The 25586-nt window shown below is 39.0% G+C and carries 27 protein-coding genes; 9 read left to right on the forward strand and 18 right to left on the reverse strand.

The genetic code is table 11. The annotated features are described in order from the left end of the window. Positions 1 to 88 precede the first annotated feature (88 nt). Positions 89 to 1819 carry an N-acetylmuramoyl-L-alanine amidase gene (locus ACYVM0_RS24315; protein WP_460561571.1) on the reverse strand — a complete coding sequence of 577 codons (1731 nt, stop codon included), beginning with the start codon at positions 1817 to 1819 and terminating at the stop codon, positions 89 to 91. 151 nt (positions 1820 to 1970) lie between these two features. Here ACYVM0_RS24315 and ACYVM0_RS24320 point away from each other — a divergent pair, with 151 nt between their 5' ends. Next, positions 1971 to 2615, forward strand: coding sequence for a hypothetical protein (locus ACYVM0_RS24320; RefSeq protein WP_460561573.1), 645 nt, complete (start codon positions 1971 to 1973; stop codon positions 2613 to 2615). 62 nt (positions 2616 to 2677) lie between these two features. On the opposite strand, the gene ACYVM0_RS24325 is transcribed toward ACYVM0_RS24320, so the two are convergent. Both ACYVM0_RS24325 and ACYVM0_RS24330 read right to left on the reverse strand, forming a co-directional pair. Further along, positions 2678 to 4471, reverse strand: coding sequence for an acyl-CoA dehydrogenase family protein (locus tag ACYVM0_RS24325; protein ID WP_460561575.1), 1794 nt, complete (start codon positions 4469 to 4471; stop codon positions 2678 to 2680). 138 nt (positions 4472 to 4609) lie between these two features. Continuing rightward, on the reverse strand, positions 4610 to 5050 hold the full coding sequence (locus ACYVM0_RS24330; protein WP_460561577.1) for a MarR family winged helix-turn-helix transcriptional regulator: 441 nt from the start codon (positions 5048 to 5050) through the stop codon (positions 4610 to 4612). A gap of 161 nt (positions 5051 to 5211) precedes the next feature. Between ACYVM0_RS24330 and ACYVM0_RS24335 the strand changes: the two genes are divergently transcribed. The 3 genes from ACYVM0_RS24335 to ACYVM0_RS24345 all read left to right on the forward strand — a co-directional run bounded on the left by ACYVM0_RS24335 (position 5212) and on the right by ACYVM0_RS24345 (position 9123). Next, positions 5212 to 6420, forward strand: a complete 1209-nt coding sequence (locus ACYVM0_RS24335) for a glycosyltransferase family protein (protein ID WP_460561579.1) — start codon at positions 5212 to 5214, stop codon at positions 6418 to 6420. Between the two features lie 6 nt (positions 6421 to 6426). After that, positions 6427 to 7920 (forward strand): malate:quinone oxidoreductase, encoded by a 1494-nt coding sequence (gene mqo, locus ACYVM0_RS24340; RefSeq protein WP_460561581.1) that lies wholly within the window; start codon positions 6427 to 6429, stop codon positions 7918 to 7920. Between the two features lie 90 nt (positions 7921 to 8010). Next, positions 8011 to 9123, forward strand: a complete 1113-nt coding sequence (locus ACYVM0_RS24345; protein ID WP_460561583.1) for an ABC transporter permease — start codon at positions 8011 to 8013, stop codon at positions 9121 to 9123. A gap of 37 nt (positions 9124 to 9160) precedes the next feature. Here ACYVM0_RS24345 and ACYVM0_RS24350 read toward each other — a convergent pair whose 3' ends face one another. The 3 genes from ACYVM0_RS24350 to ACYVM0_RS24360 form a co-directional block, all read right to left on the reverse strand. Continuing rightward, positions 9161 to 9901, reverse strand: coding sequence for a hypothetical protein (locus ACYVM0_RS24350; RefSeq protein WP_460561586.1), 741 nt, complete (start codon positions 9899 to 9901; stop codon positions 9161 to 9163). A gap of 70 nt (positions 9902 to 9971) precedes the next feature. Then, positions 9972 to 10445 carry an Lrp/AsnC ligand binding domain-containing protein gene (locus ACYVM0_RS24355; protein ID WP_430988237.1) on the reverse strand — a complete coding sequence of 158 codons (474 nt, stop codon included), beginning with the start codon at positions 10443 to 10445 and terminating at the stop codon, positions 9972 to 9974. Positions 10446 to 11263: 818 nt separating this feature from the next. Then, positions 11264 to 11800, reverse strand: a complete 537-nt coding sequence (locus tag ACYVM0_RS24360) for an ORF6N domain-containing protein (protein ID WP_460561588.1) — start codon at positions 11798 to 11800, stop codon at positions 11264 to 11266. Positions 11801 to 12006: 206 nt separating this feature from the next. On the opposite strand from ACYVM0_RS24360, the gene ACYVM0_RS24365 reads away from it, so the two are divergent. From ACYVM0_RS24365 to ACYVM0_RS24385, 5 genes are read left to right on the forward strand one after another with little or no spacing between them, the layout of a single operon-like run. Continuing rightward, a complete protein-coding gene (locus ACYVM0_RS24365; protein WP_460561590.1) occupies positions 12007 to 12936 on the forward strand; it encodes a DUF3078 domain-containing protein in 930 nt (309 codons plus the stop codon). A 51-nt stretch (positions 12937 to 12987) separates the two neighbouring features. Then, the gene (gene trmB / locus ACYVM0_RS24370) at positions 12988 to 13689 is read left to right on the forward strand and encodes a tRNA (guanine(46)-N(7))-methyltransferase TrmB (RefSeq protein ID WP_460561592.1); all 702 of its coding nucleotides are present in this window, start codon (positions 12988 to 12990) and stop codon (positions 13687 to 13689) included. After that, positions 13673 to 13870, forward strand: a complete 198-nt coding sequence (locus ACYVM0_RS24375; RefSeq protein ID WP_460561594.1) for a DUF5522 domain-containing protein — start codon at positions 13673 to 13675, stop codon at positions 13868 to 13870. The genes trmB and ACYVM0_RS24375 overlap by 17 nt, the downstream gene beginning before the upstream one ends. Beyond that, positions 13851 to 14261: an MGMT family protein gene (locus tag ACYVM0_RS24380; RefSeq protein WP_460561596.1), complete on the forward strand. Its 411-nt coding sequence runs from the start codon at positions 13851 to 13853 to the stop codon at positions 14259 to 14261. Before ACYVM0_RS24375 ends, ACYVM0_RS24380 begins: the two co-directional genes overlap by 20 nt. Before the next feature lie 2 nt (positions 14262 to 14263). Next, on the forward strand, positions 14264 to 15001 hold the full coding sequence (locus ACYVM0_RS24385; protein ID WP_460561598.1) for a hypothetical protein: 738 nt from the start codon (positions 14264 to 14266) through the stop codon (positions 14999 to 15001). Here ACYVM0_RS24385 and ACYVM0_RS24390 read toward each other — a convergent pair. The 12 genes from ACYVM0_RS24390 to ACYVM0_RS24445 form a co-directional block, all read right to left on the reverse strand. Then, on the reverse strand, positions 14996 to 15457 hold the full coding sequence (locus tag ACYVM0_RS24390; protein ID WP_460561600.1) for a hypothetical protein: 462 nt from the start codon (positions 15455 to 15457) through the stop codon (positions 14996 to 14998). The two genes, ACYVM0_RS24385 and ACYVM0_RS24390, sit on opposite strands and share 6 nt — an antisense overlap. A gap of 4 nt (positions 15458 to 15461) precedes the next feature. Then, the gene (locus tag ACYVM0_RS24395) at positions 15462 to 16046 is read right to left on the reverse strand and encodes a DUF420 domain-containing protein (protein WP_460561602.1); all 585 of its coding nucleotides are present in this window, start codon (positions 16044 to 16046) and stop codon (positions 15462 to 15464) included. Position 16047: 1 nt separating this feature from the next. After that, positions 16048 to 16833: an SCO family protein gene (locus tag ACYVM0_RS24400; RefSeq protein ID WP_460561604.1), complete on the reverse strand. Its 786-nt coding sequence runs from the start codon at positions 16831 to 16833 to the stop codon at positions 16048 to 16050. Positions 16834 to 16964: 131 nt separating this feature from the next. Then, on the reverse strand, positions 16965 to 17402 hold the full coding sequence (locus ACYVM0_RS24405) for a cytochrome C oxidase subunit IV family protein (protein WP_460561606.1): 438 nt from the start codon (positions 17400 to 17402) through the stop codon (positions 16965 to 16967). Positions 17403 to 17505: 103 nt separating this feature from the next. Further along, on the reverse strand, positions 17506 to 18264 hold the full coding sequence (locus ACYVM0_RS24410) for a cytochrome c oxidase subunit 3 family protein (protein ID WP_460561608.1): 759 nt from the start codon (positions 18262 to 18264) through the stop codon (positions 17506 to 17508). Between the two features lie 61 nt (positions 18265 to 18325). Then, entirely contained in the window at positions 18326 to 18892 is a 567-nt protein-coding gene (locus tag ACYVM0_RS24415; protein WP_460561610.1) for a cytochrome c oxidase subunit 3, read from the reverse strand. 36 nt (positions 18893 to 18928) lie between these two features. Further along, positions 18929 to 19855: a protoheme IX farnesyltransferase gene (gene cyoE / locus ACYVM0_RS24420; protein ID WP_460561612.1), complete on the reverse strand. Its 927-nt coding sequence runs from the start codon at positions 19853 to 19855 to the stop codon at positions 18929 to 18931. A 130-nt stretch (positions 19856 to 19985) separates the two neighbouring features. Beyond that, positions 19986 to 21788, reverse strand: coding sequence for a cytochrome c oxidase subunit I (locus ACYVM0_RS24425; protein ID WP_460561614.1), 1803 nt, complete (start codon positions 21786 to 21788; stop codon positions 19986 to 19988). Positions 21789 to 21819: 31 nt separating this feature from the next. After that, positions 21820 to 22866, reverse strand: a complete 1047-nt coding sequence (locus tag ACYVM0_RS24430) for a cytochrome c oxidase subunit II (protein ID WP_460561616.1) — start codon at positions 22864 to 22866, stop codon at positions 21820 to 21822. Positions 22867 to 22952: 86 nt separating this feature from the next. Next, complete coding sequence (locus ACYVM0_RS24435; RefSeq protein WP_460561618.1) at positions 22953 to 24230, reverse strand: quinol:cytochrome C oxidoreductase; 1278 nt, start codon at positions 24228 to 24230, stop codon at positions 22953 to 22955. 26 nt (positions 24231 to 24256) lie between these two features. After that, on the reverse strand, positions 24257 to 24922 hold the full coding sequence (locus ACYVM0_RS24440) for a c-type cytochrome (RefSeq protein WP_460561620.1): 666 nt from the start codon (positions 24920 to 24922) through the stop codon (positions 24257 to 24259). Positions 24923 to 24966: 44 nt separating this feature from the next. After that, positions 24967 to 25557 (reverse strand): DUF3341 domain-containing protein, encoded by a 591-nt coding sequence (locus ACYVM0_RS24445; RefSeq protein WP_460561623.1) that lies wholly within the window; start codon positions 25555 to 25557, stop codon positions 24967 to 24969. Between the last annotated feature and the right edge of the window lie 29 nt (positions 25558 to 25586).

Raw genomic sequence — 25586 nt, forward strand, 5'->3', positions numbered from 1 at the left:
ACGAGGATGAGCTGGTGGTAAGCCGACTTACAGTTATGAGATTCTGTCTCATAACCAATGCGTCCTCGTAAGAGACGAGGACGAGCATTCATTTTTTATCTTTACAGTGCTCTAAAAAATCCTTTATACCTAAAATTATTTTATCTGCAATCTGCTGTTGAAAATTGTCATCTAAAATTTTCATTTCATCTTCGGGATTGCTGATGAATAATGTTTCCACTAAGGCATTAGGATATTCAATTGGGCTATTAAGCATAAAATTAAAACTGCCGGTATTGCCATATTCTTTTAAGCCCAGTTCCAGCATACGTTTATAAATATCATGGCTTAAATCTCTGAAACCAATATAGCGGTAATACGTGCTGGTGCCACTAATGCGGATAGGATCTGCAGCAGAATTTAAATGAATGCTGATTAAAAGATCGGGAGTACTGTCCCGGTAAAATAAAATGCGGTCTTTATTATCAACAAACTTTTCTTTGGTTCTTGTCATAATAACTTTGGCGCCTTGTTGCTCTAAACTTTTCTGCAGTTTTAATGATACTGCTAATGCCAATGCTTTTTCTGATGAGCCTGTTGGCCCGCCTGCGCCGGTGTTGCTGCCGCCATGGCCGGCATCAACAGCAATAGTTAAATGATCCAGTGATAAATTTTCCGGCTGGCGTTTTATTTTTATTACCAGCATATTGCCTTTGTAATACACCTGGTGGCCCCAGTGCTGCGGATGTTTCAGTTCAATGGTGATCCTGAAAATCTCATCTTCCGTTTGTTCGTAATAAACATTTTTTATTTCTTTTACATTTTCCAATTGTGTTATCCAATTGGTGTTATTGGTGGCACCAAAAACATCCACTACAATTTTTGAGGGATCTGTTAATTGAAAAGACTGGTAAGGTAGTCTTGCAAACAACCCAACCGTTACATAATCAAATAACGAATCGCCATAGGTTCTTAAATTTCCGGTAAGCGATTCCGGCGTATAGTTTCCTTTGGGTAAAAACTGTACGGCATCGTCATCAATAAATGCAGTGCGGTATTTTGATAATTGCACTTTGTATTTAGTGCCCACTTTTCCCACCACATTCAATAGTACAAGCGAATCCAGGTAACCAATTTTGGCACCGCCTAACCTGTCTTCTCCCAAACCAAAAAGTAAATGGGCCAGCCTTCCCTTTGTTACAGCTATCATGGGGTTATAGGGAGAAAACATAGATACCGTATTGCTGGTTTCCTTAGTAATGGTATTGCCGGTTTTATCTGTGATGGTAACAGGAAGTTTACTTACTAAAAAACTATCACTTGCTTTTACCACATATTCCCCCTGGTAAATACCCGGCATTGCATTGGGCACTTCGTACAAGGGAATATTTTTTCCTGCAATAACTGTACAACCTGTTAAGGCTTTTACTTTAAATTTTATTTTATCCCCTGCCTGAAGCATTAAATTGCCTTCGGGAAAAGTTTCAATGCTTGCAATGTCCAGTATTTTTACAGTATCGGGGGGTGCAGGTAAAGTATAATTATATAAGACCTTTTTGGTGATTGATTGGCCCGGGGCTGCAAAAGCAATTATATTAAAGCCGGTATCGCCGGGTTTTAAATTCAGCTCGTAGGCAAAAGCTCCTGTAGGATATACTTTTACGGCAGTTCCGTTCACAGTAAGGTTACAGGTTTTACAGGTACTGCCAATTAAAAAATTACGGGATGCTTTTACAGCATTATTTTCTTTCAGCGGCTCTACCAGTTTAATAAATGGTTTATCCTGTGCTGCTACTTTAGTTACTAAAAAGACGGAAACCAGAAGAAATAATTTTTGCATGTTTTTGATATTAAATCCAAAGCTAAAAGTATTACAATTTAAAGTAGCATTATTTCATTTAAAAGTTACCACTATGCTAAAATTGGTGCGTTGCTGCCAAAATTATTTTTTTTCATAAATACCTCCTGTTATCTTTATCAAAATACCTTTTATGAAAAAAATATTTACTGTACTGACTACCCTTATTATTCTTATTAGTGGTTGTGGGCCCACTATTTACAAAACTGCAGATTTTAGCGACAAAACAAGTTCACATAAAATTGTTGCTATATTACCCGCAGATGTTTCTATTCAACTGAGGCCAAACGAAATGAAGAAAACCACGCCGGAGCAAATCAGCCAGTCAGAAGAAAGTACAGGCAGGGACATACAGGATAAAATGTATTCCTGGTTTTTAAAAAGGAGTGATAAATTTAAATATACTGTTGCCTTCCAGGATATCAGTAAAACCAATGCACTGCTAAGCCAGGCTGGTTTATCCTATAGTACGCTATCAACAAAAACCAAAGAAGAGCTGTGCAGTTTATTAGGCGTAGATGCAGTGATCTCATCCCGTGCAGCTATGAAAAAACCTATGAGTGAGGGTGCTGCGCTTGCAGTGGGTTTATTGATCGGCTCCTGGGGTAACACCAATGATGTTCAGACTTCTATAAACATACACGAAGGAAAAAAGGGAGAATTAATCTGGAAATACGATTATAATGCCAGCGGATCTGTAGGCAGCAGTACCGACAGGCTGGTTAATGCTTTAATGAGAAATGCATCAAGAAAATTTCCTTATAATGCCAGGTCTTAGTAATTTTTTATACAACAAGAGGCCCGGTAGCAGGCCTCTTGTTGTATAAATTGAAAAATTAATTACCAGGGATATTTATTTTCTGCAATCATTTTATCTGCAATTCTTCTCCTGGCGTCTTTACTATTAAATGGTTCTGTTTTAGTAAAACGTTTTAATCCCAGTAACATCATACGCTGTTCGTCGCCGGTGGCAAAAGCATTAATGGCTTCTTTACCTGCTTTGTTTACTTTGTCTGTTGCATCATTCAGGTAACAACGCATCAGGTCTGTTTGTAATTGCACTGCTGCCTCACCTTGCTTGTCCTGTAGTTTCATTACACGCAATAAAGTGCTTTCTGCTTCAAAAGTTTCAATGGCCATATCTGCAATATTCATCAATATTTCCTGCTCGTCACTTATCTTCATCATCAGTTTTTGTACCGCTGCACCTGCCACCATCAAAATAGCTTTCTTCATATTTACAATGGCTTTGCGTTCTTTTGCAAAAGCACTATCATCATCATTGCCAAAATCAGGAATGCTCATTAATTCTTTACTCACTGCCATTGCAGGGCCCATCAGGTCTAACTTTCCTTTCATGGCTCTTTTCAATATCATATCTACAGTAAGCAAACGATTAATTTCATTGGTACCTTCATAAATCCTGTTAATGCGGCTATCCCTGTAACCACGGCTGGCGGCGTATTCGTCGCTAAAACCATTACCGCCATGTATCTGCACACCTTCATCCACTACATAATCCAATACTTCGCTGCCGTGTACTTTTAAAATGGCGCACTCCACAGCATATTCTTCAGCAGCACCTAACAATGCTTCATTAAATGGTTTTCCTGCCGCGGCTAATTCCAGTTCTTTATCATCCACCCATTTGCTGGTGCGGTATAAAGCGCTTTCACTTGCAAAAATGCGGATGGCCATTTCGGCCAGTTTATATTTTATGGCGCCAAAGTTGGCAATAGGTGTTTTAAACTGCTCTCTTGTTTTGGCATATTCAATTGAATTACCTGCCGACATTTTTGCAGCGCCTATGGCAGCAGCACATAATTTTAAACGTCCGATATTTAAAATATTAAAAGCAATGATGTGTCCCTTACCCACTTCGCCCAGTAAGTTTTCTACCGGTACTTTACAATCCTGGAAATACAATTGCACTGTTGATGATCCTTTAATACCCATCTTATGTTCTTCCGGCCCTTGTGTAAAACCTTCCATGCCTTTTTCTACAATAAAGGCAGAAAATTTATCACCATCAATTTTTGCAAACACCGTATACACATCAGCAAAGCCGCCGTTGGTGATCCAGCATTTTTGCCCGTTTAAAATATAATTTTTACCATCGGCAGAAAGTACAGCCGTTGTTTTTGCACCTAATGCATCACTACCGCTATTCGGCTCCGTTAGTCCGTAAGCGCCCTTCCATTCGCCGCTGGCTAATTTAGGAATGTACTTTTCCTTTTGTGCTTCAGTACCGAAATACAAGATCGGTAATGTGCCGATACCGGTATGTGCTGCAATAGCCACACTAAAAGAATAACCACCGCCTAAGCCTTCGTTTACCAGGGTAGAAGTGATAAAATCTTTTCCCAGCCCGCCCAATGCTTCCGGTACACTGGCGCCCAACAATCCCTGTTCGCCTGCTTTTACCATCAGTGATGGCATTAAGCCGGCTTCCATTTTATCAATCCTGTCAATAATGGGTATTACCTCTGCAGCTAGAAACTGAAGGCACATATCTTTCACCATCAGTTGCTCTTCATTAAAATCTTCGGGAGTGAAGGTGTCAAAAGCATTGCTTTCCTTAATCAGCCACTCTCCGCCTTTAAATAATGTTTGGGTTGATGTTGTTGTATTCATAATTGAGATTTTTTATTTTCGATACGCTATAAAAATTTCGGGTTACGGGTTTATTTTGTTTTTTGATTGTGGGTTTGATAATTAGAGTATATTCTTTGCAAACAATCAAGCAACCCGTAAATTTTTAACCCGTAACGTTTATTTAAGATTATCATACACCATCTGCAACACTTCCTTGGCAATTTCAACCTGGCCGTTTGTTACACCTTCCAGTGCTTCGTTCAATGTGGTATTAGCAATCGCCATGCATTTTTCTTCCAGCTCTCTTCCTTCTTCGGTTAAAACGATCATGTTTATACGCCGGTCTTCCTTTGATGCATTCCGTTTTACCAGTTTTATCTTTTCCAGGTTGTCCACCAATCTTGTAATACTCGGTTTATCCCTGAATGTGGCATCGCACAACTGCTGCTGACTCAATCCGTCTTCTTTCCATAAATGATACAGCACACTCCATTGTTCAATGGTGATCTCAATATTGGCCTGCTTAAAATTCTTTTGCAGCCGCCTGCCTATTGCCGTGCTGGCCTTGCCGGTTATAAAACTGTAAAGTTCTCCTTTTTTAAATTGGTTGTTTGGCATATAGTTGTTTATGCAACTAAACAAAGATAATATTTATTTTGATGTACAAAAATTTATTTTTGTGTTAAACATCAGAGAGAAGGAGAACGGTATAATAATATTTTTGAGCCTGCTGAATCCCCGTTGATATTTCGTGGTATCACTCTGATAGGCAATTAACTATGCAGCAGGCTCTGCTTATTATTCTATTCGTATTATTTATCTTTTATTGTCTGCTCATCTTTTATTATTGTAAAAGCTGGCTGGCCATCCCGGGCTTCAAACCGCAGCCTGCAGATTACAAAGCTCAGGTACATATTTCAATCATCATACCTGCCCGTAACGAGGAGCAAAATATTAAAAACTGCCTGGATGCTATTGTAAAGCAATCTTATCCTGAACATTTATTTGAAGTGCTGGTAGTGGATGACTTTTCTTCTGATAGTACAGCCGCTATTGTTTCTGGTTATACATCACAAAACATTAAACTGGTTTCTCTCAAGAATTTTATAGTGGCAGATTCAATCAATGCGTATAAAAAGAAAGCCATTGAAGTTGCCATTCAGCAATCAACCGGCGATTTGATAATAACTACAGACGCTGACTGTATTGCACCCGAAAACTGGTTACAAACCATTGCGGCATTTTACCAGGAAAAACAACCGTCGTTTATTGTAATGCCGGTTGCAATTCGCCTTACAGCAAATCCGAACACGCCACAAAGTATGTTCCTGCAAATTTTTCAGTCGTTAGATTTTATGACTTTACAGGGAATCACCGGAGCATCGGTACACAAAAAGTTTCACAGCATGTGCAATGGCGCTAACCTGGCTTACACCAAAAAAGCATTTACGGCAGTTAATGGCTTTGCAGGCATTGATACCATTGCCAGCGGCGATGATATGTTGCTGATGCATAAAATTTATAAGCAAGATCCCGCTGCTGTTTTATTTTTAAAATCGAAAGAAGTAATTGTACAAACACAACCTGTGTTAACACTGAAAGAATTTTTTAACCAGCGCATCCGCTGGGCAAGCAAGGCAGATAAGTACGATGATAAAAGAATATTTGCAGTACTGCTGGTAGTATATTTATTTAACCTGCTGCTGATGGTATTACCCGCTATTGCATTATTCAACAATATAATTTTCAGCATTCGCATTTATACTGTCACATTTACATTGTCCGTTTTGCAGTGGTGGTTATTTTTGCTGATCACAAAAACAGTGGTGGAATTATTGTTTCTTTTTCCTGTTGCAAAATTTTTCAATAAGAGAAAACTGCTGTGGCTTTTTCCTGTAATGCAGCCCTTTCATATAGTATACACGGTTATTGCCGGATGGTTGGGTAAATTTGGAAAATATAACTGGAAAGGCAGAAACGTAAAATAATAAAAAATGAATTTAACTGATAACACTAATACAAAAGTTGTTTTAATTGGTGCCGGTATAATGAGCGCTACCCTGGCTGTGTTTTTAAAAGAGCTGATGCCGGGTATTTCCATCACCATTTTTGAGAGGTTGAGTAAACCTGCGGAAGAAAGTTCTGATGCCTGGAACAACGCCGGCACCGGCCACTCTGCCTTTTGCGAATTAAATTACAGCCCCGAAAAAGAAGACGGCAGTATTGATATCTCCAAAGCCATAAAAGTGGCGGCGCAGTTTGAAATATCCAAACAGTTTTGGGCTTACCTGGTGCAGCAGCAATACATAAATTCTCCAAAAGATTTTATCACTCATGTACCGCACTTAAGTTTTGTTTGGGGCGAAAAAAATGTAGCCTACTTAAAAAAACGTTTTGAAGCCATGTCTGCCAATAAACTTTTTAGCAGCATGCAATATTCTGAAGATAAGGAACAACTACAAAACTGGATGCCGCTGGTGATGCAGGGAAGAAGTGATATAGAAAAATGTGCTGCCACAAAAATGGATATTGGTACTGATGTAAATTTTGGCGCACTTACCGATGCAATGATGGCGCATGTGGAAAAATCAGAAGGTGTAAGAATATATTGCAATCACGAAGTAAGAGACCTGGAAAAACAAGATGACGGCACATGGGAAATAACTGTAAAAAATTTAGTGACTTCGGATTCAATTGTAACAAATGCTGATTTTGTTTTCATTGGTGCCGGGGGTGGTTCTTTACCGCTATTACAAAAATCGGATATTGACGAAGCGGAAGGTTATGGCGGTTTTCCTATAAGTGGCCAATGGCTGAGGTGTACCAACGAAAACATAATTCAGCAACATGGCGTAAAAGTATATGGTAAAGCAAGTGTTGGTTCGCCGCCTATGAGTGTGCCCCACCTGGATACAAGGATCATCAATGGAAAAAAAGAATTACTCTTTGGTCCCTTTGCAGGTTTCAGCACAAAGTTTTTAAAGAACGGTTCATATTTTGATCTGCCCAAAAGTATTGAGTGGCATAATATGTTTCCCATACTAGCTGCCGGCTGGCACAACCTGCCTCTCACCAGGTATTTACTGCAGCAGGTAACGCAATCGCAGGAAGACCGTTTGAATGCATTGAAAGAATACTATCCCGAAGCAAAAATGGAGGACTGGGAATTGGTAATTGCAGGGCAAAGGGTACAGGTAATAAAAAAAGATGAGAAAGATGGCGGCGTATTGGAGTTTGGAACCGAACTGGTTTGTGCTGCAGATGGTACTATCGCTGCTTTACTCGGGGCATCACCCGGTGCATCAACAGCCGTACCCGTGATGATCAATGTTTTAAAAAAATGTTTTCCCGCCAATTTTAATGCTGATGAATGGCAGGCCAAATTAAAAGAGATCGTTCCTACTTTAGAAAAACCCTGGGCAGAATATGAATTGCTTTGCCAGGAGATAAGGGAATGGACGAGTGATGTGCTGGAATTGAATGCGTGAATGGTGAGTGGTCAGTCGTGAGTACCAGCGGGCTGGTCGTAGTTTTGGGTTATCCCTTGCGGCTTGCCACTTGTAGCTTATTTTTACAATATGCAGCAATCATTTTCTTTTAAACAACAAACCTGGAAGCGGCTTAAAAAAAACAAAGGCGCTTTACTGGGATTGTTCATTATCAGCATTGCAGTGCTACTGGCAATATTGGGTTATGTAATTGCTCCTGACAATTCTCCCAATGCCGATTTGCAAACGGTGGAAATACAGGCAAAGAAACCCGGCTATACGCAACAATTCTTAAAAATTCCTGAAAGAAAATATTGGGCCGGTACCTGGATAGACCATCTTTTCAATGGCGAAAAAAATCATTACAAATTAATTCCTATTAATGGATACAAAATAAAAAACGATAGCCTGCTCATTAATAAATTTATTGATGAAGACACTTCCGTAATACAATATTATTCTATTGATCAACTCACATTAAATCATCCCGAAAACCTGGTTGCTCAAAATATCATCACCAAAAAATATTGGCTCGGTACCGATAAATTCGGCAGGGATATTTTAAGCCGTCTGATCATTGGAACAAGAGTAAGTTTAGCCGTGGGTTTAATTGCAGTACTTATTTCATTAACACTTGGTATTATCCTTGGTGCTTTGGCAGGGTATTTCAAAGGCTGGGTAGATGAAGTAGTAATGTGGCTGGTAAATGTTACCTGGAGTATTCCTACTTTACTATTAGTATTTGCCATTACCTTGGCAATGGGCAAAGGTTTCTGGCAGATATTTATTGCTGTTGGGCTAACCATGTGGGTTAGTGTGGCACGTTTGGTACGGGGACAGGTAATGGCAGTTAAAGAACTGGAATTTGTACAAGCTGCAAAAGCATTGGGTTTTACCAATTTCAGAATTATTGTAAAACATATTTTACCCAATATACTCGGTCCGATATTAGTGATTGCAGCCAGTAATTTTGCAACAGCAATAATTGTAGAAGCCGGGCTGAGCTTTTTAGGCATTGGTGTGCAGCCACCGCAACCCAGCTGGGGATTAATGATAAAAGAGAATTATAATTTTATCATCACCCACAATCCAATGCTGGCATTGATTCCTGGTTTTGCCATCATGCTATTGGTATTGGCATTTAATTTATTGGGCAATGGTTTAAGAGATGCAGTGGATGTAAAGATGCAGCCGACAACGTAAGTATATTATGTAACCATCCAGGCTGGCTATTTGATTTTTACTTTTTTCCAGGTTCATATTTCCAGCCGCCCTCATTTTGCCTTATTAAGTCACCCCAAAAAGGTATCTGATCATAATCAGAATTTAACCAATTTGAGTCAAAAATATCTTGTACTTCTTTTTTATACTGATACTCCCAACTACCATCATCATTATAAGATTTTTCAAATAATTCAACGGGCATATCTTTATAAAATTCATACAGCAAATAATCTTTTAAGTTCCAGCCATAAAGTATAGTATCTAAACCAATAACCGATAAAACAGGATTGTCTCTTTTAAAAGGTTCGCTAACTATGTATCGATGCCCAAATACCGGGATTAATTTTGGAGCCTCCTGATACCATTTATTAAATCTATCGTCAATTATTTCTTGTGAATCAGATGCATCACCCCAGAATTTCAGCCTGGTTTTATCTTGAGATATTGAATAATAAGGCCAATTTAATTTCTCAAGAATAATTTCTTCCTCTTTTAACCAATTGAAGAAGAACTGCCCATTTTGTGTTGGTGGAAAATTTGTGGTATGTAAAATTTTTAAAAATTCCCGATGGTCGGGTGGAAATTTAATTTGGAAATTATTTTCTACTTCGTCAATTAGTGATTCATTCATTCCTACCCACTTTGCATTGGGAAAAATAAAATTACCCTCTTCTTGCTTTTCTTTTTTTGCCCAGGAAGATTCTGTAACTTCCTTAAACCAAAATAAAAAATCAGTGAAATTATCAGGTATAATCATTCCCTATTTTTTGCCATAGACTTATGTCTCATTTAATTTCGTAGCGATAATTGAGTGCATTTGTACAACTTTATTCCGCTGGCGCTACCTGCACATTTCTGTTAAACCCTTCTTCCAAAGAAATAAAAGTTTCCGTTCTTTCTATGCCTTTTATTTTTTGCAGTTCATCATGCAATACAAAACGAAGCTGGTTAATATCCTTGGTTACAATCTCAATAAACATGCTGTAGTTACCGGTAATATAATTCAATCTTACAATCTCCGGTATCTTCATCAGGTCTTTGGCAACACTGTCGTATAAAGAACTTTTCTCTAAATAAATACCCACGAAAGCGGTAATATCATAGCCCAATTGTTTTAAATCCACATTCAACCTTGTACCTTTGACGATGCCAAATTCCTGTAGCTTTTTGATACGCACATGAATGGTACCACCGCTTACAAAAAGCTTCTTACCCAGGTCGGCATAAGAGATTTCAGCGGTCTCCATCATTTCGTGAATGATCTGCAAATCGAGTTTATCCAGATTTAATTTTGCTGCCATTATAGATATTTTATTAGTATTAATTCAATCAACATTGCAAATATTTGAATAATTTCTATATTTTCAAAATTTTTATTGAATTATTTTTAAATTAGTTTTTATTTTTTACTTTTGTGTTATCAAACTTGCCTTTGGGCGGGTAAGTTCTATTGAAATTGTGGGGTGATGAAATTTTTGGCAGACATGCCCCCTTGTCTCGGGGGTGAGGATAACAGGATAAACGCAGCATAGAGCCGTGACAGTAGCAATACTGTTGCGACCGGGGTCGACCACCGAACTTTGTACTGCAGCTAACTGCCTCGTGGAGGTTCGATCCCTCCCCCTACAGCACTTTACTAAAAAAGCCTTCGTTGAAAAACGGAGGCTTTTTTTTATGCCCCTTAATGACAGTGGCCTAATGACAGTGGCCCCCTTGTCTCGGGGGTGAGGTTAACAGGATAAACGCAGCATAGCGCCGTGATAGTAGTCCCGCCTATTGCGGGACGACCGGGGGCGACCACCGAACTTTGTACTACAGCTAACTGTCCCGAATGCTTTCGGGATTTGATCCCTCCCCCTACAGCACTTTACTAAAAAAGCCTTCGTTGAAAAACGGAGGCTTTTTTATGCCCCTTAATGACAGTGACCCCCTTGTCTCGGGGTGAGGATAACAGGATAAACGCAGCATAGCGCCGTGACAGTAGTCCCGCCTATTGCGGGACTACCGGGGGCGACCACCGAACTTTGTACTACAGCTAACTGTCCCGAATGCTTTCGGGATTCGATCCCTCCCCCTACAGCACTTTACTAAAAAAGCCTTCGTTGAAAAACGGAGGCTTTTATTTTTTAAACCCAATCCGCTCCCTTTTTTTCCAATTTTCCTTAGTTTCCTGCTCTTCTTCTTTTTTATCCAGCAGATTTTCCAAAGCATCATAAATCGCTGCCAACTGCGTATCATGTTCTCCTAAACGGGTTTGCATTTCTTTTCGCAGATCATTTATCTGTTCAAACAAATCTTTATGGCTGTTGGCAAAATGGCGCATGGCAATAAAAGCTCTTACAATAGCGATATTCATATCAATGGCTTTATCAGAATTTAGTGTAGAAGCTAGCATTGTTACTCCATGCTCGGTAAAAGCAAATGGCATATACCTCGTACCACCACGTTTTGAGGTGCTATTATTGCACCTCAAAGCTTCGAACTCATTTTTTGTAAGCTCAAACATAAAATCTGTAGGAAATTTTTTTAAATTCTGTCTTACCGCTCTTTTTAAGTATTTGGTTTCAGTTTGATAAAGCTCAGCCAAATCAAAATCCAGCATCACTTTTTGCCCTCTTATCTCAAATATCTTGTTATGTATTATTTGTAAACTCATTTTTTAAAGCTTGTTATTTAAAGGCCGTTTACAAGTAGAAGCAGGAATATCACCTTAAGGTTGCATCAGGTATTCATATCCGAAAACTTTCGTTTATTAATATGCTGCCGTATCAAGGATTATTCCGCCATTTGCCCTCATTTTTGCATAACATTTGCATATACATTGCTTTCTTTGCAAATCAACTTTAAACCTTATTGTTCAGCATGAGATTTGCAACCTTGATGGTGTTATGCCTTTTACCCTTTGCCAGCATTGCACAGGATAAAGCAATACGAACGCTTCAGTTAGAATCGGGTACCGTGGTTCCTAAAGTTCCTGCACCGGATACGTCCCGCAAAGCCTGGAAAAAAGGTGGTATGTACCGCATGAATCTTGGCCAGGGCAGCCTGAGCAACTGGGCTGCAGGTGGTGATGATTTTTCGATCAATATCAATACTACGCTAAACTTATATGCCACACACCGCAAGAAAAATTTTAACTGGGATAATTCATTAGACCTTGCTCTTGGTTTTTTAAAAACCACTACATTGGGTACACGAAAAAATGATGACCGTATCGATCTTGTTTCCAAATACAATTACTCCATCAATAAAAAAACAACCGTTGGTTCTCTTTTTAATTTCAGAACGCAATTTTTTAACGGCTACTCTTACTCCACCACCGGTAAACAATATGCTTCTGGTTTTATGTCGCCGGGTTATGTACTTACCAGTTTGGGGGTAGATTTTAAACCTAAAAAAGAATTGTCCCTGTTTTTATCGCCGCTTACTTCCCGTTGGGTATTTGTAAAAAATGATAGTCTTGCATCAAAAGCTTCGTATGGGGTAGATACAGGGATGAATGTGATTAACCAGTTAGGTGCTTTTGCAACCGTTAACTATCAAAAGGAGCTGGTGAAAAACCTTACCTATAAGTCAAGATTGGATATGTTTTCCAACTACAAAAAAAATCCCCTGAATGTAGATATTTACATGACCAATATCCTGGCGGTAAAGATCTTTAAGTTGCTTTCTTTCAACTGGAGTTTTGATGTTATTTATGATGACGATACCCGTATTTTCGGCGAGAATAAAGATGCGCCGGCCTTACAGCTGAAATCTATCGTAGGTGCAGGTTTTCAACTCAGGATATAAAGGCCTAAATAATTTATCCAATTCCTGCCTGCATAATTATCTTTGCGCCCGATGGCACAAAAAAAATTACAACGCTTTGCCGATATCAAAACCTTTGCAAATGTTTTGGAATACCCCGAAAATATGCAGGGTAAATGGCATGACTTTTTTAAGAATGACAACCCGGTGATATTAGAGCTGGCCTGTGGCAGGGGAGAATATACTATCGGCCTTGCAAGGCTGTTTCCGCAACAAAACTTTATCGGGGTTGATGTAAAAGGCAACCGGATGTATATTGGTGCCAAAAAATGCCTGGAAGAAAACAGGGCCAACGCCGGTTTTTTAAGAACGCAGATTGAAAGAATTACCGAATTTTTTGGCCCTGGCGAAGTGGATGAAATATGGATCACTTTTCCCGATCCGCAATTACGCATTTCAAAAGCCAAAAAAAGACTGACGCATCCAAGGTTTTTAAGATTGTACCAGCAAATACTAAAACCAGGTGGTGTAATTCATCTAAAAACAGATTCGCCTGACCTGTATCTTTTTACAAAGAAGGTAATTGAACTTTATGGCGTTACCACTGTTGAAGATTGCAGTGATGTATACAAACAACCGGTAGTAAAAGATGCGTTAAAAATTAAAACCCATTACGAGAGCCTCGATATTGCTCAAAGTAATAAGATACATTACCTTAAATTTATTTTACCTGCCGTTATAAAAAATATTGATGACCAACTACAGGAACAATTAAGAAATGAACAACCTGACTGAAGGAGAAGATTACTACTACAACGAACAAGGTTATATTGTTCTTACCGAAAAATATCACTTACAAAAGGGATTTTGCTGCGGCAATGGTTGCAGGCACTGCCCTTACCAGTACGAAAATGTAAGTGAGCCAAAACGCAGCGAATTGTTATCTTTAGTGCCTGATGGCAAAGAAAATAATTAAGCCCCCGGTAAAAAAAGCAGCAAAAAAGCCTGCAGCAGAACAGCCCCGCAGTACTGTTAAGGAATATAGTTTTTTCCAGGATGTATATGAAGTGGTAAGACAAATACCTAAAGGAAGGGTTACTTCTTACGGTGCTATTGCGGCCTACCTGGGCACCAGGCTATCGGCCCGTATGGTGGGTTGGGCTATGAACGGCGCAGGTTCAGCTACACCAAAAGTACCGGCACAGCGTGTGGTTAACAGAAATGGCATGCTTAGCGGCAAGCACCATTTTGGCACCCCCACATTAATGGAAGAGTTATTAAAGAAAGATGGCGTAGCGGTAAAAAATGATACTGTAGTGGATTTTAAAAAAAGATTCTGGGACCCGTTAATTGAATTAAGTTTATAATCATGAGCAATACTATTTTACAAGGCAAGGTTTCTTTTGTAAATCACGAAAAAAAATACGTGATGATAGAGTATGAGGTGAATGGTAAAAAGAAAACCATTAATGGTGTTGTGGATGATGCTACACAGGAACAATTAATCAAGACTGGTGTTATCAGGAAGAAACATGTTTTTCATATTGGGGATGTAATCAATTTTAATGCAGGCCTTTCGGGAAGAGGAGATAAAATGGTAGCCAGCAATATTCAGTATTTATACAACCCGGCTTTAGATGTATTGATCAATAAAGCAAAAACGGAGAATAATTTTATCGGCTACCTTAAAATGGCAGATGATAAAATTTATGTAAAGGAAATTGACAGTTACCTGTTTTTTCCTGTAACCCCTTCGCCATGGCAAATTGTGCCAACAGAAAAAGAATTGAATGAAGCGGTAACTTTTTCTTTGGAAAATATGGACAATAAAGAAAAAATTACAGCAAAATTATTCAACAATAATTATATCCCCGAATTTTATGCTGCAGTAAAGTTGCACAAAACCAAAACGCCAGTAGATGCGCAAGTTTATAAAATATCGCCGCATGGTATTTACCTGAATATAATCGGAGATAAGGTACAGGCTAAAATTCCGCTTGCAAAAAATGCCACAACAATTACAGAAGATATAAAAGTGGGAGATACCATTAAAGTGTTGATCACTTATTTAAGCCCGGCAAAAATAATTGTAGAGAGCGTTCTATAATGCATTCAGTTCATCTTCGCTTATTCCAAGCTGAAAGATAATTTTTACTTTTGATGGTGCTAACATGCCAAACAATAATATCAATACTGCTGCCAGTGCAATGAACGCATAATTTCCTGTAAGAAAAAAACAGATAATGGAGAAGAGACAGGGAAATTCTATTAACGCCCATTGTATAATGCAGGCTGTGCGGTATAATGTAAATTTTTCTTTAGCATCAGCCTGAAGATCTCTTGCCTGCAACAATTTCTTTTTAAATAATGATGTGCCCGCAAAAAAACCTCCTGCAGCCAATACTACTGCAATCACCTGTAATATCCTGTCCAGCTCTTTTAACGGAGACGCCTCCATTTTTGCATATACGATGTAAACACAAACAGCAGCAAACAGTATTTGCCCCACAAGCATTGCTTTGTGAATAATTGTTAAAGCCTTTATAGCCCCTGCTTTGTTCATTGTATTAATTATAGTATGGGCTTATCATCAGGTAAACAATTACACCTGTAACTGCTACATAAAACCATACCGGCCAGGTAATCCTGGTTAGTTTTTTATGTTGTTCGTATTCGCCTGTTAAAGCCCGGTACGCCGCAAATAAAATAAAAGGTAAAATTATTGCCGCTAATGGAATGTGTGTTGCTAAAATAAAATAATACACCGTTCTTAAACTTCCAGCAGCTAATTTTTCTTCGTCACTTAAAATACCGTCGTGGTTAATATCGCCGAACTTTGTTTCCCCGGCCAATAAATGATGGCAGATATAAGAAACCAAAAACAACACTGATAATACCATTGCCGAAAGCATTATTTTTTTATGCAGTGCATATTTTTTTTGTTTGATGGTTATCAGCCCCGCTACCAGCAACACCGCAACTGCAGAATTAATAATGGCATTGGCCATTGCAAATACGTGTACATTAAAACCAAGGTCCAGGGTTAATTTAAATTTACTTAGCAATACCACGGCTGCAAATACCACAACTGAAACGGTATAGATTAACAGCTTTGCTTTTTTATCGTTTTTCTGCAGGGAAGGTTGTAACATATTATGCCTGTTTGTTCTTGTTTCTGTTTAATAGAATGGTGATGAGAATAACAATGCCGATGGCAATAAATATCATTGGCAGTATAGGAATAAAATCTCTTAATACAGATGGTGATGTTTTGTCCCGTTCCAGCATCAGCAAGGGAATATCTCCTGCCAGTTTTGCCAGCTTTACCGAATCAAATCCATTGTAATAGCCACGAACAATTTTGTTGGTGTCTAACAAAAAGAAATTCTCTGTATGAATAAATGCAGTATCAACATTGGTATCCGCTATACTTGCCTTTACTTCGTGTAATGCAAAATCATAGATCTCTTTTTTATCGCCGGTTACCATCCACCAGGTATCGTGATTGATATTAAACCGGTCCGCAAATCTTCTCAGCTGCGGTACAGAATCATGCTCCGGATCAATGCTTATGGATATGAATTGCACGATGCTGTCGTTTTGTGTAAATGAATCCTGCAGCCGTTTCATATTTTTGGCAAGGCCCGGGCAAATAGAAGGGCAGCGGGTAAAAAAGAAATCCAGTACAATTATTTTTCCATGCAGGTCATACAGGTTTACTTTTTTACCCAGCTGGTTGATAAAGCTGATATTTTTTACTTTATGCCAAATGGTATCGGTAACCAGTTTTCCATTTCTTTCTCTTGTAACCACACTATCAGGTTCAAAATATTTTCCCGGCATGTGTACCGCATCTTTACTGTAATACTTTACCATAAAGTAGCCGGCTAATGGCATCAGTATGGCAAGCATTAAAGAAAGGATCGCTTTTTTATTCATAGTCTGTTTTATCAGTGTGCAAATTTACATCAAGCAGAATCAAAAAAAGGATTTTAAAAGTAATAGTATTGTCTGCAAATAAAAAAGCCATTGCTTTTTACAATGGCTTTTAAATATCTTACAGAATCGTATTAATCTTTTGCTCCTTTTTCAGGCACCGCAGGTTTTTCAACCTTTTCTACCTTGTATTCCCTGGTGCCGGCATCAGTATTCTTTAAATTTTTCCAGCTGGTACCATCCCATAAAAAGGCAATAATAAACCAGATAAATAAACATAAAGGCACAACAATGGTCATGATCATATTCCTTATTTCATCGCCCAAATGCATGAAGATGGAAACGATATAATAAGCTTTAGCCAGGGTTAAAATACAAACCACCCCTTTAAACATTAATACTAAAGTGGCGTTGGGGTTGTCGCCTTTATGAATATTATAAATAGCTAAACCAATACCCAGTTCAATTAATGTAATAATAGATAATAACCAGAAGGTTCTCCATATTTTTTTGGTACTACCAGAATGCTCGGCATGAAAAGTAATTTCCGGTGATGCTGAATGTGCTGACATAATTATTTTTAAATCGTTTTATAAAAAGTTTTAAGGCTTAGTGGTTTGGAAGTTTAGTTCAGTGTTGTTTTTTATCTAAACACTAAACTTCTAAACACCTGAACTAAATCAGATAGAAACAAAGGAATACAAATACCCAAACCAGGTCCACAAAGTGCCAGTACAAACCTGCTTTTTCAATCATTTCATAATGGCCACGCTGATCAAAATGCCCCATTTTTGTTTTGATGTACATTACAATATTAATGATTACTCCGCTAAATACGTGGAAACCATGGAAGCCGGTGATCTCAAAGAAATAACTACCAAATGAGATAGGACCCGGTGTTGCAATTTCTTTACCTATAAAAAGCGGATCAGTTCCGGGATAAGGTATTTCTTTACCAAACGGGTTGTGTGATACCGTAGTGTTCCAGTATTCTACATGATTATTTACCCAAACGGCATGTTCGCCGGTTAATAAATGCGTCCATTCCCATGCCTGGCAGCTTAAGAACGCAAGACCACCAATAATGGTAAGTATCATATATTTCTCCACGCCTTTCCTGTTCATGTGGTGGCCTTCATGCACCGCCAATACCATGGTTACAGAACTAAAGATGAGGATAAAGGTCATTAAACTTACAAATGCCAATGGCAGGTTTGCATGCCCCATTAAAGGAAAAGAATTAAAAACATGGTTAGGGTCAACCCAATCGTTTAAGCTGAAACGCAGCGTGGCATAACTGATCAAAAATGCACCAAATGTAAAGGCATCACTCATTAAAAAGTACCACATCATTACTTTACCATAGCTTGCATTGAACGGGCTTCTTCCCCCGTTCCACCATTTGGTATTTGTTGGCATTGCTGTTGTTGACATCTATATTACTTTTATGTTCTACTAATTTTATTTTTAATTGTGTACTTTAAACTGCTGTTGCTTACCTTATCATTATTAAAAAAATCAAAAGGTACAACCAGAGTATATCTACAAAATGCCAGTACGTGCTGATAACATCTACCGGAACTGTTGTATAATTTCTGGTGGTGCTGCTGAACGCTTTTATAAAACGAACGATCAACGCTATAATTCCTCCTATCACATGCGCTGCATGCAGCAACACAATGATCCATAAAAAGTCTACCGATACCTTCTTCCCCAATCCCAGTCCCTGGCCAATCAATTCTCTAAACCCTGCAACCTGCAGTATAATAAAAACCACACCCAGTATTATTGTTGTCAGCATCAGGTTGCGATACTGCTTCATTTCTCTCGCTTTAAAAGATCTTCCGGCAAGGAATATTGTTATACTGCTTAACACTATCGCTGCCGTACTGTACCAGAACGCTAACGGCAAATTGAATGTTACCCAATTTGCCTGGTTGCGTTTTACAATGTATGCACTGGTTAACCCTGCAAACATCATTAAAATACTTCCAATACCTATCCACAAAGTAAATTTATGCGGATGTATTTTTTTTCGTTGTTCCATTGCCACTGTACTCATTCAAAATATTTTTCCAATATTATAACCTGCCAGTTACTATCCAATTAAATGATGTGCCCTGTTGGCAAACATTGCCAGTAAAACAATCATTAAATAAAAATAAGAACTGAACATTACCCTTCTTGCGCTTTTAGCATCCATTCTTATCAGCAATAACACACTTACATACACCATCCAAAGGTTGCAAGCCAGCAATATCCACATACTTACCAGGCCGGTCATCCCGGTATAATAGGGCAGAAAACCTACCGGTACCATCAGGGTGCTGTAAATAATACTTTGCACTGCGGTAAACCTGGTGGGCCCTTTATCAGCCGGTAATAATTTAAAACCTGCTGTGGTGTAGTCTTTATGTGCCAGCCAGGCAATTGCCCAGAAATGTGGAAACTGCCATAAAAACTGGATGCCGAATAAGATCCATCCTCCCATACTAAAACTATCTGTTGCAGCAACCCATCCAATTAAGCAAGGTAAAGCACCCGGTATGGCACCTACCAAAACCGAAATTGAATTGACCTTCTTTAGTGGTGTGTAAATAAAGCCATATAAAAACAGGCTGAACAAACTCACCATGGCACTTTGAAAATTAAAGAAATACCACATCATCGCAACACCAAGTAAACCGGCAATTACGGCAAATGCGGTAGCTTCATTTTCGCTCATTCTTCCGCTGGCAACAGGCCTTTTGGCTGTTCGCTTCATCAGTGCATCAGAATTTTTTTCCAATACCTGGTTAATAGCGTTGGCCGAACCTGTGATCAACATACCTGCAACAAAAAGTAAAAGAACTGATATTATTTTGTTCCGAACATACACCTCTTCATTCGGAGCAATTAAAAAACTTACGACTGTACTAAACACCACCATAAAACTTAAAGTGAACTTGATCAACTGAAAGTAATCTTTCACTTTACCGGCCAAACCAGGTGATGCTGATTTGTTGATGTTTGTATTTTCCTCCATGGCTGATGGTTCATGGCTAATGGTTCATAGTAAAACAGTAACCAGCAATCCAATCCCCTTTTATTAATTAAAGCACTTCAAATTTCCTGTTCCCCATTATTAATTATTCATTATTCAAATTATCCATTGTTTAGTGATGTGTTTCATCATCACCTACCGGTACATTTTGTGGAATAAATTCATGACCATCTTTTGCATAGTCATAAGCGCCACGATAAACTTCAGGTATTTCACCAGGCCAGTTACCGTGACCAGGATTAATTGGTGTTGTCCATTCTAATGTATTTGAACCCCATGGATTTGCCGTGGTAACTTTTCTTCCCTTGTACATACTGTAGAAGAAGTTGAAAACAAATAACAACTGTACTGCAAATACTATCATGGCCACAAAGCTGATGAATTCATTAAGACCACCAAATTGTTTAAACGATTCCCAGCTGGAGTAATCGTAGTAGCGGCGTGGCATACCTGCCAAGCCCTCGTAGTGCATAGGCCAGAAGATTAAATAAGCCCCTACTATAGTAACCCAGAAATGGATATAAGCCATAGTATTGTTTAAATAACGGCCGAACATTTTAGGGAACCAGTGGTAGATACCGGCAAACATTCCAAAGAATGAAGCCACACCCATTACAATATGGAAGTGAGCAATTACAAAATAAGTATCGTGTAAGTGAAGATCTAAAGCAGAGTTACCTAAGAAGATACCTGTTAAACCACCACTGATAAATAAACTTACAAAGCCAATGGCAAATAACATACCCGGCGTAAAGCGGATGCTTCCTCTCCACAAAGTAGTAAGCCAGTTAAACACTTTAATAGCAGATGGTACCGCAATTAATAATGTTAATAATACAAACACCGAGCCCAGGAACGGGTTAAGCCCTGTTACAAACATATGATGCGCCCAAACCAGGAAGGCCAGGATTGCAATAGCAAATAACGAACCCACCATGGCCATATAGCCGAAGATCGGTTTACGGCTGTTCACACTTATGATTTCCGAACTCATACCCATTGCAGGCAACAGGATAATATATACTTCAGGGTGACCCAGAAACCAGAACAGGTGCTGGAACAGGATAGCACTACCACCTTCGTTAGGTAATATTTTTCCATTGATATAAATATCACTCAGGAAGAAGCTGGTGCCTAAGTTTCTGTCAAATAACAACAGGATTGCACCTGATAATAAAACAGGGAAACTCAATACGCCTAATACTGCGGTAAAGAACAACGCCCAGATAGTTAATGGCAACCTGGTCATGCTCATGCCTTTTGTACGAAGATTAAGAATGGTACTGATATAGTTAAGACCACCTAATAATGAACTTACAATAAACATTGCCATACTCACCAACCAGAGATCCATACCAATCTTACTACCTTCAGATGCTTCGCCTAAAGCACTTAACGGTGGATAGATCGTCCAGCCACCACTTGCAGGCCCTGTTTGTACAAACAAAGAAGAGAACATGATGATAGAGGCAGTAAAGAAGAACCAGTAGCTCAGCATGTTCAGCATAGGAGAAGCCATATCCCTTGCACCAATCTGCAATGGAATTAAAAAGTTGGCAAAAGTTCCGCTTAAGCCTGCAGTTAATACAAAGAATACAAGGATGGTACCGTGCATAGTAACCAAAGCATAGTAAAACTCCGGTTGCAATCTTCCACCTTTAGCCCAGTGGCCTAAAAAATCTTCCAGGATAGGAAAAGTGCTTTCCGGATAGCCCAATTGTAAACGGAATATTACAGAGAACAAGCCGCCGATAATAGCCCAGATGATACCTGTTACCAAAAATTGTTTGGCAATCATTTTATGATCCTGGCTAAAAACGTATTTGCTTATAAACGTTTCGTGGTGATGATGTTCGTGGTGTGCATCATGCCCTGCATGAACATCTGCTCCGTGTAATGTGGCTACGCTACTCATATTCTTGTATTTTTTCTAGAGTCTGTTTAAATTATTTTTTTTCAATTACAGCCGTTACAACCGGTGGCACTTTTGCAGCAGTATCTGCTACAGGCGCTTTTTCAGGATGTACTGTATAATACTCAGGCTTTTGCTGTGCCAGCCAAAGCAGGTATTCCGACATTGTTTCTACAATTATTATACCTCTCATTGAGAAATGGCCTCTTCCGCACATCTGGTCGCAACTGATTTCGTAAGTAAAATTAGGATTGTGTGTGCGTTCCTTCATTTGCTCAGTGGTGTACTTTGGCGTAAACCATTGTGTGGTAGGAATACCGGGAACAGCATCCATTTTTAACCTGAAATGCGGTAAACCAACATCATGTATCACATCCTGTGAATTGATCACCATTTTCACCGGTACACCAACTGGTATATGCATTGTTCCTGCAACATGAATATCATCAAGACTTGCCTGGTCTTCAAAATCAACGCCCAGGCTATTGGTACGTGAGGATAATTTGAAATTCTTTTTGCCTAACACCTTGTCCTTACCGGGATACCTGAATTCCCAGGCAAACTGGTGGCCTGTAACTTCTACCACGATAGCGTCTTTTGGTGCATCGCCTGTTAATTTAAACCAGTATTTTAAACCAAAAGCCACCAGTACACAAAGTACAATTGCAGGAATGGTGGTCCATATTAATTCCAGTTTGGTGCTGTGTGCAAAGTAATAGGCCTTGGTATTATCTTTTTCCTGGTATTTAAAAGAGAACCAGAATAACAATACCTGTGTAATTACAAATACAATACCTGTTACAATTGTTGTAAGCATAAACATCCAGTCCCAGCCCTCACCTTCTACTGAAGATGAACCTTGAGGAAACAGGGTTTTACCATAATACAATTCATTGCAGTACCAGGCTCCTATCAGTCCAAATATCAGCATCCCTAAAAGCAAAAACGCATTGATCCTGTTGTTTTGCCTCCGGGTTTTTTCTTCGCCTTTTAAAACGCTTACATATTCACTTGCCTTCGCAATCTGAAATACGACAACGAAAACCAAAGCACCTAATGCAACCAGTAAAAACTCCTTCATGATTCAAAGTTATTTTCAGTAAATATTATTCTTGTTTCTTGTTTAAAACATTTCGTTTTTATTACAGTTAGCCGTAACAAAACCGCTTATGTATGGTGTATCATACTCTCTTTTAAGAAAGGATGATTTTTTATTAATAATGAGTGACTGCTGATATACCTGCCCACACCCCACATGATCAGGCCAATAAATAAGCAGGCAATACCAAATTCAAAAGGCATCAGGTGCCAGTTTTCGTGCACTGTACCCGGCATTACCATTTGAAAGAAATCTACCCAGTGACCAAAGATGATCAGTATTGCCATAAAAGTGATCATGGTCCAGTTTCTCTTGGTTCCTTTTCTCATCAATATCAATAAAGGACAAAGGAAGTTCAGTATCAGGTTAAAAAAGAACATTACGTGATACGGACCGGATTTTTCAGCAGTTCCTATTCTTTGTACAAAGTATTTGGTTTCTTCCGGCTGGTTACTGTACCAGATCAGCATATACTGAGAGAACCATAAGTATGTCCAGAAGATAGAGAAGGCAAACATAAATTTACCCAGGTCATGTAAATGCTCTTCTGTAACATAAGTTAGTTGTCCACGGTTTTTTAAATAGATAACAAACAATGCGATCAATGAAATACCCGACACAAATGTGCTTGCAAATGTATACCAGCTGTACATGGTACTATACCAGTGAGAGTCGATACTCATTAACCATATCCAAGGAATTGTTGATGCCACTGTTAAAGCAAACACCACACAGAAAAGTGAAGCATACACGGTGCTGTCCCATATAAATTTCTTTCCTGTTTCATGATCCATTGCGCCTTCTTTATCACTCTTGATCGTCATGCTGCGCATTTTCTTTCCTAAAAGCCACCATAACAAAATGGTTATGGCCGACCATATCAAAAAGAACTTAGGGTTTAAGAAACCGCTCTTTCCATCAAGAATAGCATCGTATTCAGGAGTGCCTTTAACGTATAATTTCGGATCTAACCAGTGATAAATATCTGTTCTTCCACCCATTACAATAGCTAACAAGATGCAGAAAGTGATGATACCCAGTATAGGAACCACACTTGATACAGCTTCAGATACCCTGCGGAAAGCAATTACCCAACCTGCCATTGCCATGGTAGTAACACAAATAAAGAACATGGCCGCATTTACCACCAATAAAAAGAATACACTGTTTTGCAGTAATACAGCCCAAAAACGTGTGCCGTCTGCAGTAGCATGGCCTTCGCCATGTGATACAGGTGCAAAAGGGTGAAATGCTATTAAGCCATACACTAATGCTATGATACCGGCTGCAATCAGACCATACGTCCACTTTTTATAACTTCCCGGTAATTCAAATTGATGGTTCATCTAAACTTTATTTTGTGTTAATACTTTTATTTTTTCTTTGCTGCAGTAGTATCAGCTTTAGGCGCTTCAGCTGCCGGCGTTGCTGCAGCAGCTTTAGGTTCTAATGTTCTGATGTATTGCACAATCATCCAACGTTGCTTCCTGTCTAACTGGGATGCATAGCTTCCCATGTTGTTTTGTCCGTAAGTCATCACATAAAATATTCTGCCATCGCTATAGCCTGGTGAAGCAGCAATAATGCTTTTAACACCCCCAATTTTAGCTGCTACCGGTCCGTTAGCTTCTGCTTTTGCACCATGGCAAACAGCACAGTTAATGTTAAACAACCTTGCTGCTTCTAAACTATCTGGTTTAGTTAACGGTGGTAACGGGTTTTTAACCGTCTGGCTTAAGTTAATCAGGGCATTGCTGTCAATCACACCATTTGTATTGTTGGGCGTAACCGGAAAAGGGAAAAGCTCGCCTCTTTTTACAGTACCCATTACCGGCTGGCCGGTATAATATATCTTATGGCCTGCATCTGCCTGCTCCATCGAAAATTTGGCAGAGTCACGTACTGCATAGGTTTCGTATGCCCTGCTGTAAGCCATATCGGGCATATACACTTTACCTGGTTCACGCTTACTGTCGCAGCTTATAAAAACAACCGCTGTTGTTAAAATAAGTGTTGATATAATTGCAATTTTTTTCATTTCGTTCTTATAATATCTTTGAATGCTGTTAGATGCTGTATTGCTTAGTAGCCCCTTTCGTCTTTATACAATTTTTGTTCTTTGTGATACCTTCCTATCCACCAACCGGTTTCGGCTACCTGCACATTCACCTCTTTTGCCCCGGCATTTTTTAAAAAATCCTGCACTTCTACATCGTTGGTTTTATCGGTACATTCAATAGCCATTACAAAAAGATCGTCGGTGGCTCTTGGATGAAAATGATGTTTTTTTACAAAAGGTGCCAGGTTACACAAATAGCAAAATGTAAGCACCATACCAACAGCCGCAAATAAAACCGTTAACTCAAAAGTAATAGGTATCCAGGCCGGCAAGGCAAAGTGAGGTTTACCACCAATGTTTAAAGGCCAGTCGTGTACGAGTATATAACTGATACCGCTTAATGCCGTAGTGGTTCCGGTGATTGCATAAATAAACCCTGCCGTATGAAGGCTTGTTTCCCTTAATCCCATTGCATGATCTAAGCCATGCACCGGGTAAGGTGTAAATACGTCGTGTATTTTATATCCTGCTTTGCGAACATTTTTCACCGCAGGGAATAATACCGCCTCGTCATCAAAACAACCCACAACAAATTTTTTAATTCCTCCAGCCATAAAATCGGTTTATGATTTTAGATCTGTGA

The sequence above is a fragment of the Ferruginibacter profundus genome (genome assembly GCF_054783275.1).

Coding starts and splice junctions, on each gene's coding strand:
- ACYVM0_RS24415 (WP_460561610.1), bottom strand. CDS start 18,892: ATGAGTACAGTGGCAATGGAACAACGAAAAAAAATACATCCGCATAAA.
- trmB (WP_460561592.1), top strand. CDS start 12,988: ATGGCACAAAAAAAATTACAACGCTTTGCCGATATCAAAACCTTTGCA.
- ACYVM0_RS24410 (WP_460561608.1), bottom strand. CDS start 18,264: ATGTCAACAACAGCAATGCCAACAAATACCAAATGGTGGAACGGGGGA.
- ACYVM0_RS24435 (WP_460561618.1), bottom strand. CDS start 24,230: ATGAACCATCAATTTGAATTACCGGGAAGTTATAAAAAGTGGACGTAT.
- ACYVM0_RS24445 (WP_460561623.1), bottom strand. CDS start 25,557: ATGGCTGGAGGAATTAAAAAATTTGTTGTGGGTTGTTTTGATGACGAG.
- ACYVM0_RS24335 (WP_460561579.1), top strand. CDS start 5,212: ATGCAGCAGGCTCTGCTTATTATTCTATTCGTATTATTTATCTTTTAT.
- ACYVM0_RS24365 (WP_460561590.1), top strand. CDS start 12,007: ATGAGATTTGCAACCTTGATGGTGTTATGCCTTTTACCCTTTGCCAGC.
- ACYVM0_RS24360 (WP_460561588.1), bottom strand. CDS start 11,800: ATGAGTTTACAAATAATACATAACAAGATATTTGAGATAAGAGGGCAA.
- ACYVM0_RS24375 (WP_460561594.1), top strand. CDS start 13,673: ATGAACAACCTGACTGAAGGAGAAGATTACTACTACAACGAACAAGGT.
- cyoE (WP_460561612.1), bottom strand. CDS start 19,855: ATGGAGGAAAATACAAACATCAACAAATCAGCATCACCTGGTTTGGCC.
- ACYVM0_RS24390 (WP_460561600.1), bottom strand. CDS start 15,457: ATGAACAAAGCAGGGGCTATAAAGGCTTTAACAATTATTCACAAAGCA.
- ACYVM0_RS24320 (WP_460561573.1), top strand. CDS start 1,971: ATGAAAAAAATATTTACTGTACTGACTACCCTTATTATTCTTATTAGT.
- ACYVM0_RS24380 (WP_460561596.1), top strand. CDS start 13,851: ATGGCAAAGAAAATAATTAAGCCCCCGGTAAAAAAAGCAGCAAAAAAG.
- ACYVM0_RS24330 (WP_460561577.1), bottom strand. CDS start 5,050: ATGCCAAACAACCAATTTAAAAAAGGAGAACTTTACAGTTTTATAACC.
- ACYVM0_RS24425 (WP_460561614.1), bottom strand. CDS start 21,788: ATGAGTAGCGTAGCCACATTACACGGAGCAGATGTTCATGCAGGGCAT.
- ACYVM0_RS24395 (WP_460561602.1), bottom strand. CDS start 16,046: ATGTTACAACCTTCCCTGCAGAAAAACGATAAAAAAGCAAAGCTGTTA.
- ACYVM0_RS24315 (WP_460561571.1), bottom strand. CDS start 1,819: ATGCAAAAATTATTTCTTCTGGTTTCCGTCTTTTTAGTAACTAAAGTA.
- ACYVM0_RS24400 (WP_460561604.1), bottom strand. CDS start 16,833: ATGAATAAAAAAGCGATCCTTTCTTTAATGCTTGCCATACTGATGCCA.
- mqo (WP_460561581.1), top strand. CDS start 6,427: ATGAATTTAACTGATAACACTAATACAAAAGTTGTTTTAATTGGTGCC.
- ACYVM0_RS24385 (WP_460561598.1), top strand. CDS start 14,264: ATGAGCAATACTATTTTACAAGGCAAGGTTTCTTTTGTAAATCACGAA.
- ACYVM0_RS24325 (WP_460561575.1), bottom strand. CDS start 4,471: ATGAATACAACAACATCAACCCAAACATTATTTAAAGGCGGAGAGTGG.
- ACYVM0_RS24430 (WP_460561616.1), bottom strand. CDS start 22,866: ATGAAGGAGTTTTTACTGGTTGCATTAGGTGCTTTGGTTTTCGTTGTC.
- ACYVM0_RS24440 (WP_460561620.1), bottom strand. CDS start 24,922: ATGAAAAAAATTGCAATTATATCAACACTTATTTTAACAACAGCGGTT.
- ACYVM0_RS24345 (WP_460561583.1), top strand. CDS start 8,011: ATGCAGCAATCATTTTCTTTTAAACAACAAACCTGGAAGCGGCTTAAA.
- ACYVM0_RS24350 (WP_460561586.1), bottom strand. CDS start 9,901: ATGATTATACCTGATAATTTCACTGATTTTTTATTTTGGTTTAAGGAA.
- ACYVM0_RS24355 (WP_430988237.1), bottom strand. CDS start 10,445: ATGGCAGCAAAATTAAATCTGGATAAACTCGATTTGCAGATCATTCAC.
- ACYVM0_RS24405 (WP_460561606.1), bottom strand. CDS start 17,402: ATGTCAGCACATTCAGCATCACCGGAAATTACTTTTCATGCCGAGCAT.